Below are 15554 nucleotides of genomic sequence, written 5' to 3'. Positions count from 1 at the left end.
AGTTTGTTGTGCGATTACTGCAAATTGCAAGGCGCAAAAGGAATCGTCAAACATTCACCGGGACACGGAACACATCCCCAAAAATCGGAAACGGAGGCAAGACAGTGCACAATTTCCGTCATATGATGACGTCGATTTTCTCTCCCGATATGAACAAGCGCCAGAGATTTAGCGCAAACACTGCGAGCAAAGTCAATACTTTCGGAGAGGCTACAATGCCCCGGAGTACCCGGAGACATACCATATGCTTCATGCACAACGACATCAACGGCGTGAGCGAGTTTCTCTGTTTCTTGAGTGGGGTTTCCGTCCCCACTATAAAAAAGCGAAGCCGTATCGTCTTCAATTCGCAAGGCTAAACACGGGGCACGATGACCGGTTCGGGCTGTCTCCAACCGCATATCGCATACCTCCTGAGGGTTCCCCGGCTCACACATCACAAATTGCATTGCAAATGCAAACCGGTCAACGATCCCAGGATATGCTAACTCACATGCCGCCAGAGTTTTTTCTTTTATGTCGGTGCTGCCGACAATGGTCAAAGGGCGTATTCGCCCAGCTTCCCACATGCGCACAAGCAAAAACGGCAACCCCAAGAAATGATCGCCATGAAAGTGGGAAAGAAAGACGAGATCAAGATCATGCGATATTGCATCACCGGCAAAACGAAACAGACTGGCAGCAGCAGTAAAACCGCAATCGACAAGCGCCAGACGCTGTCCAGCAGATGTTTGACCGGAAATCAGCAATGAAGTGTTGGGAAGACATTCGTCAAACGCTTCACCAACACCGACAAACAAGACGTCCATCGTTATAAGGCATTGGCTTTGGCATCACGGTATCGACCGACAAGGAAGCCAATGATAATCCCGATGATACAACTCGTTATACACATGGTTCCGAAGAACCCTACGAGCATGTTGACATCTCCAATAATCTTGCGTCCGAAGAGGATATGATAGAATGCATACAATATCCAAATGACAATCCCGGCATGAAATCCATAGAATAAGCCATCCATCATACGATCATGCACTTCAATGGATTTGACATAATGATAACACACGAGCTGGGCAATGACCCCAAATAACGTAATCGATCCAAACGATGCCAAAAGTTGAATGACCATAACAATGATCGAAGCATAGAGGGGGTCACCTTTACGTATGGAAACAATGAGCCCCGGCAACAGACTGACAAGCCAAATAGCAATGACAATATACAGTTGATAGCGGTCGTCACTACGAGGTTTTGCGGTACGATTCAAACGAGCCATCTTTCTTTTTATCCTGAACGTAAGCGGTTTTCGCCAGCCGTAATTTTCCTGCGGGGCGTAAAGGTATAAGCAACCGCAAACGAAAGCAAGTCGGTTGCATGGTCAGGGCGAGTTTTTGTCTTTTACTCCTAAAAGACCTCTGCCCAAAGTGATTTCGCGTTTGTGCACAACGCTGCACTCGGATATAATGCATTGTTCAGTTTACAATAAAAAGACAAGATTTTTCCCTTTTTTGGGAATAAAACTTGCTTCTCCAGCAACCATGGGGCACTATCTGTTTTCTTGAATGACCCTGCCCCTCCAGGCGCGCGACGGGGCCGCGCAATCTTTTGAGACGGTTCATGGGATTTTATAGAATAATCGCTCGCCACTTTCGCTTTTTTGCGGCCACCTGTGGGATGATCGGCATGACCATTCTTCCCGTCTTTTTGGCCTATTCCCAATCGGCCCAGTCGGATCAACAGCAAGAAAATACGGAATCTCGCCTGCAATCCACCACATCGGCGCCGGAACAACACGAGAATGCCCCGAACATCGACACGGAGCAGAATCAGGACGATGTCCAGGAACAGTCGAACGGCCATGAGGACCAGCCGGAAATCGTTGAGCGTGACGGTGTGTATTACAAGAAAGGCGAAGAAACGCCATTTACCGGTGTTTTGGAACGACGGCGTAAAGACGGCCTTCCCCGACTTGAAGAACGGTATGAACATGGCCGTATCATTCGCATGCGGCAATGGCACCCAAACGGCAAGCTTGCCGAAGAAACCGCCGTTTCAGGCGATACGTGGACGCTTCGACTCTGGAATGAAGATGGCATTCTGGAGCAAGAGACGAACGTTGTTGTGAAAGACAAGAAAAAGGTCTCGGAATCAAGTAAACTCTGGCATGAAAACGGGCAGCTCAAACTGGAAATCCATTTTGCCGGGGAGAAGCTCGACGGCGTCGTCCGCGAGTACGCCAAAGACGGTACGCTCATCAAACATGAAATTTATTCCCAAGGTAAACTCGTCACCAAAATCAAGTAACCCATCAAGGACTCTCCCGTGTCCGACGATTTCAGCTACACGGCAATTCCAGTCTTTCATGATACCTCGCCATATGAACTTGTCGATATCCGGCTTGTCATCGACGGTCGGACGCGCCATCTCGGCGGACGGCATGCCGCACAACGTGAAGTCAGTCAGGTCGATAGTGCGGCGCAAAGTGCCTATCCCATTATTCTCCTCGGGAGTGGACTCGGTCATGGCATGGCTCATCTCCTCAAAACGAAACCAGACCGCCTGATTATTGTTGTCGATCGAGAAACTCCTATTCTCGACCTTACCGGCGCACGCCGGCTCAAGGCCAACAATCTCATCTGGATTGACGATCCCGACCCGTTCCAGGCCGCGACCTTGGTTCGTGATACTCTCGGCAGTGCACTGGATCGTGCTCATATTATCGCCCAGCCAGCATGGTTGCGTCTCCGGCCAGAATATTATCCCACAGTACACCATCTTCTCCAAGCTCCAGCTCCGTCGTCGCTTTTTCAACAGGTAATGAATTATCCACGGTTTGTCGGGTCATATCCGAAAACCCTCATGATCCGCTCCGGATACTTTCTTGAAAACGAGATTGAACGTGCTCTGGCCCGACTTGGAGCACCGGTGGTATCCGTGGACCTGGCTGACCGCCGAACCGGGAGCACGGCATTTGTAGAGGCCTTGCTTGAGACGGTTGCAGGTTTCAAACCCGATTTTGTACTGACCATCAATCATATCGGGGTGGACCCACACGGCAAGCTTCTCGACCTTCTTCATCGTTTCCGTTTACCCTTGGCATCATGGTTCGTGGACAGCCCGCGCTTGATTCTGCACGAACACACCGAGCTGGCACAGGACGCAACGGCCATTTTCACCTGGGATAGCGACACCCTGCCCTGGCTGGAAGCCAAAGGCTTTTCGCGTAGCGTATATCTTCCCTTAGCCACGGATACAACGCGTTTTACACCTGGCCCAGCCTCTCCTCCTCCACACCCATTTGCGACAGCCGTCAGTTTTGTCGGTGCCTCCATGCTCAGCCAAGCACAAGATCCTTTAACCGACTTGTGCAACCAACCGAATTTAGCTGCGCATATTCAACGCGTTGCGACCTGTTTCGCAAAAAGTCCCGCCCACGATGTTCCTGGCATCCTCAAAACGCATTTCCCTGATCTTTTCCACCAATTTAATAACGCCACTTCTCGTGAACGCCTTGCATTTGAACTCGCCGTGACATGGAATGCAACCCGAGACTATCGGCTCAACTGCATCTGGGCGCTCTTGCCGTTTCACCCGCTTATTGTCGGTGACGCAGGCTGGCAAGAACTTCTTCCAACAAGGCCTCGTTGGCACCACCACGGCCCAATCGATTACTATACGGAACTCCCAGAGCTGTATCGATCGTCTACCATCAATTTCAATTGCACCAGCCTGCAAATGAAAAATGCCGTCAATCAACGTGTATTCGATGTCCCCGCCTGCGGAGGGTGCCTGCTCACTGATTATCGCCAACAAATCACCCGCCTCTTTGACCCTGAAACCGAACTGTTCCTCTACACGACGCCGGAAGAGGCCGCAGCCAAGGTGAAAGAAATGCTCCACGATAAAGAACGACGCGAACACATCGTGAAAAATGCTCGGCAACGCGTGTTGCACGAGCATGATTATACGCATCGCATGATCCAGCTTCTTCAGACAATGCAACGATGGTTCGGTTGAGACAACACGGTTTTGGATCAGAGTTCTCGTGCGTCGTGAATGGCTCGTAAAGCGTAAGAACGGGATACAAAACAATCGTCACCATTCCCTGCTATACTTCAAACAACGTTCAAGAGGATGTGAATTCATGGGAAAGTCAATTTTCATGAACATTCTCGCAATACAGATATTTTACAGCGCATTCCTCCTGAAATATTTCGTATTATTATACACTCGGCGAGAAGAAATATACCGAGGCACACATATCAACAAAACAAAACTTCCACACGGAAACATCAAACTCTTAATAGACTTAGGTATATTATCTATTTTCAAACAATTCAATGTAGCTATACCATTAACTCCGAAAGTCCCATTGACTTTACTTTGGAGCAAGCCATAAGCAAGCAATCAAAACCTTGGTCAGACCACCAGCGTCGATTGAGCCGGTAGCAGTATTCATTCAGGTATTTTTGCAAGTGCTTCTTTTGAACGCCGTGATATCCTCCGAGAATAAACGCTTTTGCATTGGAGACAACGATGTGGATCGCCCAATCTTACTTCCCTTCATTCCGTTTCTTAAGGAGACGCGGCGCCGATTTGGGTACGTGTAGGAGAAGAAGGATTGAATTCTTTACTCCTTGAAATACTGCTCCAACAGCCGCGTCAGACTCTCATCCATCATGGTATATTCGTCTTCACAGAACTCTGCACGATCAGCGTCCAAAACGTCATCAATATCCGATTCCAGCACTTCTTCCGTCAGATCGGGATCAAGACCGTATGTCCAGCAGAGAATATTGAAATAGCGTTGTTGATCCAAAGAATGGGTATCCCAAAACGGGATGTCGTCAATATCCAATGATGCTTCTTCGGCCGTCAATAAAAAGAACTTTGCAGCATGCAACGCGTTGCTGATGCCATCTTCATCGTCTTCCCAAACATCATTAAGAACAATCCATGTCGATATCTGATCGGCAACATCCTCTTCCCGCCCCGTGATGGGAATGTCACAGACATCGATCAGCGCATGCCCAAGTTCATGATACAGCGTAAACAAGACCGAATCGACAAAGATGGCATCCTGATCATAGTCACTTTCTTCGGTCAGTTCCCCTGCTTCTTCATACAAATATTCCAGCAATTCCCGACAAAAGACGATTGTCTTCTTTTCTTCATCATAAAATGCATTGATTTTTGCACACGGCGCAACAACGAGAGCAATATTCACAGGCAACGCATAGGAACTGTTGACATGTTCGGCAAACGTTTCAAATGTCCGGTCTTCGTCAAGGACTGTACTCCACGGCGTCTTGCCCAAATCGGTTGGGGTAAACTGGATCGTCCCCGCATCGACGTTTGCGGCGAGTCCGAACAATCCTATGAAGAGGAGTGAAACCATGTAACGAGATAGATGGTCGTCACCATGATGATGTCGCATCACTTCTCCTTGTGGAAACATATGGGAATACAATACAAAACGCTTGCACTGTTCTATGCCTCTGCTTCACGGAATTATACTCTTTTGTAATACATAAGGCGAGCATTCATAACATAACGTATCGCTCATCCTTATCAAATCACACGCGAAAACGATTCACTTCATGATGGTGCAAAATATTTCCATTACAGCCAAAGGGATGCTCCGAGCGAAGCCCAGAATTTGAGGCGGGAATCGCCGTTCTCGATTTCTTCCTTGTGCCGATCAAAGCATCACGCAACAGACGACACCACTCCCCACAATACGACATCATCTTGCCAGTTTTTCGAGTTCATTTTACTCTTCTCCCATACGATATATGTATCGGGGAGATACGCAATGACGAAGGGGTATGACGTAACCGCGGTAACGATTCGGGAGCCGAAAAAACTCGTTTTTAAAAAGATAAAAATAGATACATTTGACCTTTTTAAACGCCTCTCAAAAGTCACAGGAAGCGCCTTAACCAATAACTTTGGTGACGTCGTGCTTGAACTCATTGATCTCCCGCAATGTCTAAAACAAATAAAGTCCCCAGAAGAGGAAGGTTGGCTTCTTCTTTTCACGGGTTTCAAAAATGCTGCAGAAAAAATGGTTGATGAAAGCCTGGAATACTACAGAACTGCATTACCTGAACAAGCTGAAAACTTAGAAAAAACATTTCGAGGAGTCCTCAAAAGCTCACCTTTCATTTTAGATTCCGATTTTCTTCGGAATCCATCCGAGCATCAAGCTATCCAATCAGCAAAACAGGAGTTCAAGCGCTGGCTCATTGATTGCGGTTACCATGATTATGAAGCCAACAACATGGCCAACCGCTTTCCTCGCTACGTTGTCTATGCCCTTCGCAACGCACTTGCGGCACAACCCGATGCCTATTCCGCGCTCATTGAAAAGTTATCCACGCAAACGGCAATAGACACAGCCTATCAGACAGAACTACAATGGCAGCGCTATGAAGAATCGCTCATTCACGAAGTCCATAAACCGCTTTTCGGGGAAACCTTTTGCCTGAAAGATATCCACATTGACTTGCGCGCCTATTGGCAAGAACCAATTCGTGCGAAGGGGGATGACGCTTCAGACTTACAAAAAGACTACAACAAACACCTTGTGCAACTTGATGACGCCATTCAAAACTGGCTCCGCGTTAAAGATAAACAGGACTGTTACCGCGTCATCTGTGGCGATCCCGGAAGCGGCAAATCTTCTTACGCCAAGATGTTGGCGTATCAACTTGCCAAAAAGAAACAACAGCACGTTATTTTCATCCCACTCCATCGAATTGACGCCTCGCTTAATATCCTTTCAGAAATACGACGATTTTTGTCCGATCGAGATGAGGACGACGTCGGTATCGCATCAGATAAAGACCTAGTAAAAGATAATCCACTCATCATCCTCGATGGTCTGGATGAATTGGTACATAAAGGCAAATCTGGGCAAGAGCTCGCCAACGAATTTGTCCATGCGACGTTAAAAGAGTGTAGAGAACGCAATGAAAATCAATGCCGCATGCAAATTCTCTTTACAGGGCGTGACCTTGCCATTGATGCATGCAAAGGCTTCAAATGCCATGAAGCCATCCTTCATCTTCTCCCCTACTGTCTTGATGACGAGAAATACAGATGCCTTATAAATAATGACAATGTATCCAAGAAAGACCAACGAAGAGAATGGTGGACAGCGTATGGCAATCTAACGGGCCAAAATTTCAGCACCTTCCCCAGCGTACTCAATCGGGAACGTCTTCAAGAAATCACAGCACATCCGTTACTCAATTATCTTGTTGCCTTGAGCATAAAAGATGACATCCAGGCGCTGGAAGCCATCGAAAATATATTTGATGTCTACACTATGCTCATGGAAAGCGTGTACGAACGTGTATGGGGAAAACCGCACCCAACATTAAACAATATACAAGAGCTAGACCAATTTTTCCAATTTCTTGAAGAAGTCGCCCTTATTGCCTGGCAAGACAATGACCGAAAGACGACATTCAAAGAAATACGCGAGCGCTGCCCACAAAAGATACTCCAGTATATTGATCAAAACCTGGAAAGCATCCAAGACTCGCAAGTCGCGCATCTCCTCACGGCATTTTATTTTCACAGCACCGAAAAGCTCAAAGATGAAGAACGCACCATTGAATTCACGCACAAAAGCTTCTTAGAGTATCTCGTTGCACGCAAAATGGAGAGGACCATTGAAAATATTTCAAATAAACTGACAGAGGACGATGACTATACCGAAGACAATGTTCTGGAAGAATGGATGAATCTGTTTGGATGTTCTGCTCTTGACAAATTTATACATCAATTCATTGAAGAACGAATAAGTAAAAAAAATGAAGAAAGTTTGAAAAAATGGAATTCCGCGCTCTGCTCCACCTTCCAAGTATTCCTCAAGAAAGACTTTCCCTTAGAGAAAACACAAAAAACATACAAACAAATGGAGAGAATGAGCAGAAATGCCACGATAAATTTGCTCGCCGCACGAAGTACGTGCGCCATGGCTTTCGATGCTTTGGGGAATGAAGTTTCTCATGATCAATATATAGAATTCGATCCGTCTACCCCTTATGCGCTACTCAAAGTTGTTGTAAAAATAACACAATTACACGATTTTTTCCCTTTGAAATTTCTCAATCATATTCATGCACGTAAGCAAGATCTACTTCAAACACAGCTTCACTTTGCCATTTTTTACGAAGCGGATCTCACGGAGGCAAATCTTAACGGAGCGAACCTCATGATGGCGAACCTCAGGAGAGCAGACATCGGGGGGGCAAAACTCACACAGGCGAACCTCGTGATGGCAAATCTCGGGGGGGCGAAACTCGGGAGGGCGAAACTCGGGAGGGCGAAACTCGAGGAGGCGAAACTCATGTTGGCGAACCTCGTGGGGACGGACCTTAGGGAGGCGAACCTAGAGGGGGCGGACCTCAGGGAGGCTATTCTCGGAAAGATAGACTTTTCCGAAGTAAACAATCTTACAGGTACTCAACTCACCTCATGTGATAGAAACGGCACTCCCTACCCGCAAGATATGCTCGACTTCGTGAAATCAAAAGGTGCGATAATTGTGGACAATTAATAAGAACACTCAGAAAGTCATCTTTTAATAGTCTTATGACAATGGTACAATCAAGCATAGCACTGACAATGCCAGCACCTTCCATCAAAACCAACTCCCTCCCGACGGGCTTCATACCCACCCATTCCATCTCTTCATTCGTCATATCCTGGTTGGAATCGCATTGAGACAGTAACTCATCCAAAGTATACAGTGGACGAGGTGTGGCCTTCACAACCAGCGTCTCGCCCTCGACTTCAATGTTCACGAGCGACCCGGCTTTCAGTCCAAGAAGATCCAGGATTGTTGGGGGGACGACAAGCATAACGGCACCATCAACGTGCCGAAGAGGTGTTGTATACATCATGCCCTCTCTTGAATTGTTTTCCCATTTCATACAGCCCAACTCTCTTCTCGCCAACAAAAACGGGGCAAGGATTTTCACCCTTGCCCCAATATATCGCGTATGGCGTACGTCAGTTCTACTCACTGACAGCGTTGCGACGGTTCCTTCCGCTATTTCACCAACGTCGCTTTCCAGCCTCTCAATCTCGCCACGACCTTGTCTTTCCCCAACAGTTCCATCATTTCGAACAGGCCGATGCCGCCGCCTTGGCCGGAGAGGCTGAGGCGGACCGGGGCGCCGAGGTCTTTGAATTTGAGGGAGTGTTTGTCCATATAGCGATGGAAGGCGCCTTCCAGCGGTTCTTTGGTGAAGTCGTCGATCTCTTCGAAAATTTCGGCGAGGTCGCGCAGGCGTTCGTCGATGACGTCGTGATCCTGCTTGAGGAGTTTCTTTGTCGGCTTTTCGTCCACGGGGAAATCGTCCACGAAAAAGAACAGGGCTTTGTCGGCCATATCCTTCAGCGTTATCGCTCGCGCTTGCAACTCGGGGATGAGTTTGGCGAGCAAATCGGTATCGATTGCCGAGGCGCCAGCTTCTTCCAAGAACTCGGGGAGCAGACCGACCAGGCGTTCCACCGAGGATTCTTTGATATAATGCTGGTTGAGCCAGTTCAGCTTTTCCGGGCTGAGTACGCTGGGCGACGAGCCGAGGTTGGCGATATCGAACACCTCGAACAGTTCGTCTTTCGTGAAAATTTCCTGATCCCCGTACGACCATCCGAGACGCACCAGATAGTTGACCAGAGCTTCGGGCAAATAGCCGTCTTTCTGGTATTCCATCACGGACGTGGCCCCGTGGCGTTTGGACAACTTCTTTTTGTCCGGCCCCAAAATCATGGGCACGTGCGCAAACTTGGGAACATCCCAACCCAACGCCTGATAAATCAAGACCTGTTTCGGGGTGTTGTTCACATGGTCGTCACCGCGGATAACGTGGGTGATGCCCATATCATGGTCATCGACAACAACGGCCAGGTTGTAAGTGGGCGTGCCGTCGGAACGACGCAGAATCATGTCGTCCAGTTCGGCATTGTCCACGGCGATATGACCTTTGACCAAATCTTCAAATACCGTCGTGCCCACCAGCGGTGCTTTCAGGCGAACAACCGCGCCTTCACACGGTCCCAAGCCTTTTTCCCGACAGCAGCCGTCGTATTTCGGCTTGCGGCCTTCAGCCCGCGCTTTTTCGCGCATGGCTTCCACCTCGTCGGGCGAGCACGTACAGTAATAGGCGTGACCGGTTTCCAGCAATTTGTCGACAGCCGCATTATGGGCGTCGAACCGCTGGCTCTGGTAGACGGCTTCGCCGTCATAATCCAACCCCAGCCAGGTCATGCTATCCAAAATGCCCTGCGTCATGGACGCATCGGACCGGGTCTGGTCGGTATCTTCCACGCGAAGAACGAACTTGCCGCCGTTCTTGCGGGCATAGGCCCAACTGAAAATCGCGGTGCGCGCGCCGCCAATATGCAAATGCCCCGTGGGACTGGGGGCGAAACGGGTGACAATCTGAGACATGGTTTTCCTCTCTTCCAGAAAAAGAGGAAGCCAGACACAAGCCTGCTTCCTCTTGAAGGTGTTCGTACGTCGTTGGCGACAAGACGCGGGTTAGACGCTTTCCACAGCTTGCACTTCCGGCACTTCTTTCAGCACCATCCGTTCAACGCCGCTCTTCAACGTCATCTGCGACATGGGACAGCCCTTGCAGCGGCCGGTCAAACGCACTTTCACAATGCCATCTTCCGTAATTTCGACCAATTCAACATCGCCGCCATCAGCTTGCAGGGTCGGGCGGACTTTGTCCAAAGCCGCTTCCACTTTATCACGCATGGTCATATCTCCTTCACGCCGACGACGTGACGCGTCATCGGACGGATTATCGCGAAAATATCGTAAAAGGAGGTGTATCATAGCGCCTTTTCCTCACGGTCACAAGATTGGGATGAGCGTCTTCCATCGGCTGATGCCGTTGGCGTTCGTCATCCATTCCATGTGAAACAGAGTCGCCCTCTTCAACAGATCAAAGATATCCTTGCGATTCTTCTGCACAACTACTCACCCACAATTCGCCGCTCGGTTTTCAGCAAGCCCAGCAAAAGAACTGGGATAAGAAAGATCGTGAAAACGGTCGATATGGCCAACCCACCCAGCACAACCGAACCAAGGCCCCGGTACAATTCCGAGCCCGGTCCCGGCGCAACAACAAGCGGCAGCATCCCAAGCACGGATGTGGTCGCACTCATGTAAATGGGTCGCAAGCGGGTTTCGACCGACGTTTCCACGGCTTGACGCGGCGACATATCATGCTCGCGGATATTATTGAGCGCCTGGTGGACAATGAGAATCGCGTTGTTCACGACGACCCCGATAAGCATAACAAATCCAAGCATGGTTAGAATGTCGAGCGGTTGCGGAGCAATGAACCAGTTGACGAGCTTGAGACCGACAAAGCCACCCGCTGCCGCCAACGGCACCGTAAACATGATGATGAGCGGATAGAGAAAGTTGCTGAAAAGCGCGCTCATAAGCAGGTAGGTGATGATAATCGCCAACACAAAATTATCCTGCAACACGCCCCAGGTTTCCGTCAGTTTGTCGGCCGCTCCACTCAAGTTCACATGCAGATCGTCAAACAACCCGGCTTGCTTGAGCTTCGGCAAAATCTGATTCTGAATCGTCTCCATACACGATTCCAGGGGCATCTCCGGCGGCGGCGTGACCTGGAGCGTAATCGTACGATCAAGTTCGCGGTGCCGAATTTCCGTGACACTCGTTGCCCGAATCATCTCGGCCAACGAATTCACCGGCAACAACTCCCCTTCCGGCGTCACCACCAACGTATGGAACAACTCATCAGGGGTCGACACGTCCTCGCGCGATCCCTTCAAGACGAGCTCGATCTTCTTTTCGCCCTCTTCCTTGAAGTCGCCGATATCACGACCATCGTTAAGTACATCGAGAATAATGCCGAGAGACCGATTGTCCATGCCGACCGATTTGAGCTTCTCCATATTCGGGACAAACTGGACTTCCGGGTAGATCATTTCAAACGACGGGATAGGCCGCACCTGTGCCGTGGGCATGGCTTGTTTCAGCGTGCCGAAGAGCGCACCGGCAGCAGCAATGATCTTGTTGAGATCACCGCCCTGAATATCGACGTCAACGTTTCGGCCTTCGCCGATACCTTCGGAGAATATGCCTTGTTGCAGGCTGACGCCAAACACCCCAGGGAATGAATTCGTCAGTCCGGAGAGCATAGGAATCAGTTCGGCGGCGCGCTGTTCCTGCATACTGATGACACCGAACAGGAAGAAATTATTCACGGCAACAAAGAAGACATGCTTGATGCCCGGTACGCCGTTGACTTCTTCTTTGTTATAGTACGGTTGCAATCGTTCATTGACCTGCCGGCCGATGTCGAGTTTCTCTTCATACGACAGGCCTGGAGGTGGAATAAGAATATTGATCAGCAGGTTGCGATTACCCTGCGGCAAATATTCAAGCTTGGGAAAAAACATCCAGGACAACCCCACCGCCGCAAGCACAAGAATAACCGCCGTGGTGGATCGGGTGAACATGTTGGAGAGGCACAGCCGCACAAGAGCCATAATGGCTTTCGATGCCATGCGCCCAATGCCGAAAAACAAGGTGATGCGTGGCTTTCCGCGTTCCGCTTTGCCGGTGATGCGCGAAGACAATGTATACAGCCGGTCAGCCAACATGGGAATAACCGTAATGGAGACAACAAGACTCAACGAGATGGCGCAGGTGACGGCAATGGCGATATCTTTGAACAACTGGCCTGCTTCTTCCTGAATGAAAATAACGGGCAAAAATACGGCCACTGTTGTCAAAGTGGAAGCGACGACCGCGCCCCACACTTCCGTGGTGCCATCATAGGCCGCGGCAAACGGTGATTTACCCATACTTCGATGTCGGTCGATATTCTCCAAAACAACAATCGCGTTATCCACCAACATCCCCACGGAAAACGATATCCCGGCGAGACTGATAACGTTGAGATTGCGGCCAAATCCATTGAGAAAAATAAAGGTTCCGAGAATACTGATAGGAATGGCAATCGAGACAATAAGCGTCGACGCAATATTGCCGAGAAAAACAAGCAGTACGGCAATAGCCAACACCCCACCAATCATGATGTTTTGCTGAACAAGATCAATCGCGCCCTGAATATATGGTCGCTGTTCGTACGCCCAAACGAGTTCAAGATTCCGATCTTTCAGAAACTCCTCATTCAGCCTATCGGTGACGTCTTTGGTTCGCGCCGTCATATCGAGGATATTGACCCCGACCTGAGGTACTACCCCAATAGCAATGCCGGGGTTGCCATTAAACAGCATGACGTCTTTAGCTTTTTCGTAGCCGAATTCAACATCGGCTACGTCCCCAAGTTTGACGAAACGGTCGCCATATCCTTTGATGACGGTTTCGGTGACGTCTTTGGGGCTTTTATATTCGCCCAGAGTACGAATACGATAGTTGCGACGTCCTATATTCACGTCACCGGCCGAAATGTTGATATTATCCCGCCCGATAGCAGCAATGACATCGTCCACGGTCACGCCGAACGCCGCCATTTTTCGTGGATCGATAATAACATGCATCTGCCGCTCGCGCCCACCGGCCACGAACAGGTTGGAAACACCTTCCACGCGTTCCAGATATTGCCGTATACGATTTTCAAAAAACGTGCGTTCCAAGTTTGGATTGGCATCGGTTCCGGGGATCGCCTGAAACATCATCCAGATAACGGGTGACGCATTGGCTCCCGACGCATCGACAATCGGTTTGTCGACATTTTCCGGATAGGTTTCCACTTCGTCGAGCTTGTTCGATGTCCGCAGCAAGGCCTCCAGAATGGGTGTTCCCAACTCGAATGTCAGAGTGATTTGCCCCAAATTGTTCAGTGACGAACTTTCAATCTCGGTCAAGGCCGGGATAGACTTCAGGGCTTCTTCCTGCTCTTCGATGATGTCGCGTTCGATTTCACTCGGCGTCGCCCCGGGCCAGGTTGTTTCCACGGTGATTTCCGGTTTGGAAACATCCGGCGAGAGCTGGTAGGGCATTTGATATAAGCTCAACACCCCGAAAAGGGTTGCGAGAATGACGCCGACAAGTACAACAACGGGATTGCGAATGCTGAATTTGATGATGTCCATAACCGGCCTTGTCTGCTCCTGCTCTGTTTCTGGAAAAATTGAACGGAAACGCGTGGTTCCTTGTCATCCTCGAATCAACGCGCTTCACGAATTTTCTTCATGACGCGACATTTCATGATTCCTCTTCTATCACCAGCAGAACGGGAACCATGCTCAACGGCTGCATAAGACGCTGGATGACATCTTCCTGCCCAAAACCGTTGACGCATGCCGCGCTTTTTCGGTTGGCAAAATACCAGCTGACATTGTCGGCAACAGGATCAGCCAGAATACGGCGAGACGGAAACTGAACATGCCCGTACGCATCATGGGTGCGTAACCACGAGACGGCTGAACGTAAAAATTCGTCACGTTTGTCCGAAGCGAGTCGGGCAAACCAGTCGATTTCATCCCAGCCCCAGACCCATATGCCGCCGATGTCCTCTCCGCCCTGACCGCTCGACCCCCAATTATCGATTTCGACAAGATACGGGAGCCGTTCGGCGATCCAGCCCGACGGGGTGACACCGCCAAGCGTTCGACCATAAATGACATCTTCGGCGTCCATGGAAAGATGTCCTTCATATGGAATCCCCACCGTTTCCTGAATACGCATGGGATAACTCAAGAAGTCGAAAACGGTTTTCCCCTCGACCGACATGCCCGTGGGATGATGCGCGTCACAGAGGATCATTCCTCGCCGGGCAGCTTGCGCGGCATACTCCCGAATGCGGGTGAGGAGATCATAAAGCGCAGCATTCCCGGCATCATTCATTTCAACGGTATCCACCACACCGAAATGAAGCGCTTCATAGCCTGCATCGATATAGCGGCGTGCCCGAGTATAAAACCATAACCGTGTCTCAAGGCGCGACATGTCGGGAATCGATTGGCCGGAGCCGAAATAATCCCAATATGTCCCATCGGGATACAGCATGTCGGCATACCGGAAATGACGCTCGACCGGAGTCAATCCAAAGGCTTCGAAGGTCGTTGTCGGCACGGAGACGGCATCGACGCCGGTGTCCACAATTTCAAACACTCCGGCTTGAAGAATGATCTCCGGGTCCACAGCATGAACCTGGGCAGCAAGTGAAGCGGCTTGATCGAAAAACGCATCTACATCGGGAGGCGTTTCCCAAATGATGGACGCACGGCCAATGAATTTAGCACCTTCATCGTGAAACATACGAATATCATCAGCCAACAGTGCTTCATCATTATCCGTAAAAAGCAATTGATGGGATACGGCTCGTGAAAGATAGGCGTTCAGAACGGTTTCCGACATTGCCCCGTGGAAGGAAAACATCGAGTCAGCATACGACGTTCCTCCAAACAGTACCACAGCGAACATGATTCCACACAGCAACACCGCGTGTTTCCCAAATAATACGTTGCGTGGAGTACTAAATTTCGCCTGCAGCATTGATTCCGCCACG

General features: G+C 49.6%; 11 protein-coding genes and 1 pseudogene. 3 read left to right on the top strand and 9 right to left on the bottom strand.

Annotation, left to right across the window (positions count from 1 at the left end; genetic code table 11):
- Positions 1-14: 14 nt before the first annotated feature.
- Positions 15-800, bottom strand: a complete 786-nt coding sequence (locus G451_RS26890; RefSeq protein WP_169727802.1) for an MBL fold metallo-hydrolase — start codon at positions 798-800, stop codon at positions 15-17.
- Positions 801-811: 11 nt separating this feature from the next.
- Complete coding sequence (locus G451_RS0101470; RefSeq protein ID WP_051261004.1) at positions 812-1276, bottom strand: hypothetical protein; 465 nt, start codon at positions 1274-1276, stop codon at positions 812-814.
- A gap of 341 nt (positions 1277-1617) precedes the next feature.
- Between G451_RS0101470 and G451_RS0101465 the strand changes: the two genes are divergently transcribed.
- Both G451_RS0101465 and G451_RS0101460 read left to right on the top strand, forming a co-directional pair.
- The gene (locus G451_RS0101465) at positions 1618-2304 is read left to right on the top strand and encodes a toxin-antitoxin system YwqK family antitoxin (RefSeq protein WP_027182876.1); all 687 of its coding nucleotides are present in this window, start codon (positions 1618-1620) and stop codon (positions 2302-2304) included.
- A gap of 18 nt (positions 2305-2322) precedes the next feature.
- Positions 2323-4017, top strand: a complete 1695-nt coding sequence (locus G451_RS0101460; RefSeq protein WP_084448304.1) for a CgeB family protein — start codon at positions 2323-2325, stop codon at positions 4015-4017.
- A gap of 329 nt (positions 4018-4346) precedes the next feature.
- Here G451_RS0101460 and G451_RS33525 read toward each other — a convergent pair.
- Both G451_RS33525 and G451_RS26885 read right to left on the bottom strand, forming a co-directional pair.
- A pseudogene (locus G451_RS33525) lies at positions 4347-4544 on the bottom strand (transposase); the annotation flags it as partial.
- A gap of 86 nt (positions 4545-4630) precedes the next feature.
- A complete protein-coding gene (locus tag G451_RS26885) occupies positions 4631-5437 on the bottom strand; it encodes a DUF4344 domain-containing metallopeptidase (RefSeq protein ID WP_051261003.1) in 807 nt (268 codons plus the stop codon).
- A gap of 378 nt (positions 5438-5815) precedes the next feature.
- On the opposite strand from G451_RS26885, the gene G451_RS0101445 reads away from it, so the two are divergent.
- A complete protein-coding gene (locus tag G451_RS0101445) occupies positions 5816-8572 on the top strand; it encodes an NACHT domain-containing protein (protein ID WP_027182873.1) in 2757 nt (918 codons plus the stop codon).
- Here the strand turns inward: G451_RS0101445 and G451_RS34760 are convergent.
- The 5 genes from G451_RS34760 to G451_RS26880 form a co-directional block, all read right to left on the bottom strand.
- Entirely contained in the window at positions 8484-8918 is a 435-nt protein-coding gene (locus tag G451_RS34760; protein ID WP_211236314.1) for an AbrB/MazE/SpoVT family DNA-binding domain-containing protein, read from the bottom strand. The genes G451_RS0101445 and G451_RS34760 overlap by 89 nt on opposite strands.
- Positions 8919-9067: 149 nt before the next feature.
- Positions 9068-10474, bottom strand: a complete 1407-nt coding sequence (gene gltX, locus G451_RS0101440; protein WP_027182872.1) for a glutamate--tRNA ligase — start codon at positions 10472-10474, stop codon at positions 9068-9070.
- Positions 10475-10564: 90 nt separating this feature from the next.
- Complete coding sequence (locus tag G451_RS0101435; RefSeq protein ID WP_027182871.1) at positions 10565-10786, bottom strand: NifU family protein; 222 nt, start codon at positions 10784-10786, stop codon at positions 10565-10567.
- Positions 10787-11007: 221 nt separating this feature from the next.
- On the bottom strand, positions 11008-14136 hold the full coding sequence (locus tag G451_RS0101430) for an efflux RND transporter permease subunit (RefSeq protein WP_027182870.1): 3129 nt from the start codon (positions 14134-14136) through the stop codon (positions 11008-11010).
- Positions 14137-14248: 112 nt separating this feature from the next.
- Positions 14249-15541 (bottom strand): hypothetical protein, encoded by a 1293-nt coding sequence (locus tag G451_RS26880; protein WP_156921468.1) that lies wholly within the window; start codon positions 15539-15541, stop codon positions 14249-14251.
- Positions 15542-15554 lie beyond the last annotated feature (13 nt).

Origin of the sequence: Desulfovibrio inopinatus DSM 10711 (assembly GCF_000429305.1) — a bacterium.
In the GTDB taxonomy this organism is placed as follows: Bacteria; Desulfobacterota; Desulfovibrionia; order Desulfovibrionales; family Desulfovibrionaceae; genus Alteridesulfovibrio; species Alteridesulfovibrio inopinatus.
The sequence above is the reverse complement of the archived record's forward strand: the minus strand, read 5'-3'. Positions and strand labels throughout refer to the sequence as shown.

Coding starts and splice junctions, on each gene's coding strand:
- G451_RS0101470 (WP_051261004.1), bottom strand. CDS start 1,276: ATGGCTCGTTTGAATCGTACCGCAAAACCTCGTAGTGACGACCGCTAT.
- G451_RS0101465 (WP_027182876.1), top strand. CDS start 1,618: ATGGGATTTTATAGAATAATCGCTCGCCACTTTCGCTTTTTTGCGGCC.
- G451_RS26885 (WP_051261003.1), bottom strand. CDS start 5,437: ATGCGACATCATCATGGTGACGACCATCTATCTCGTTACATGGTTTCA.
- G451_RS0101445 (WP_027182873.1), top strand. CDS start 5,816: ATGACGAAGGGGTATGACGTAACCGCGGTAACGATTCGGGAGCCGAAA.
- G451_RS34760 (WP_211236314.1), bottom strand. CDS start 8,918: ATGATGTATACAACACCTCTTCGGCACGTTGATGGTGCCGTTATGCTT.
- gltX (WP_027182872.1), bottom strand. CDS start 10,474: ATGTCTCAGATTGTCACCCGTTTCGCCCCCAGTCCCACGGGGCATTTG.
- G451_RS0101435 (WP_027182871.1), bottom strand. CDS start 10,786: ATGCGTGATAAAGTGGAAGCGGCTTTGGACAAAGTCCGCCCGACCCTG.
- G451_RS0101430 (WP_027182870.1), bottom strand. CDS start 14,136: ATGGACATCATCAAATTCAGCATTCGCAATCCCGTTGTTGTACTTGTC.
- G451_RS26880 (WP_156921468.1), bottom strand. CDS start 15,541: ATGCTGCAGGCGAAATTTAGTACTCCACGCAACGTATTATTTGGGAAA.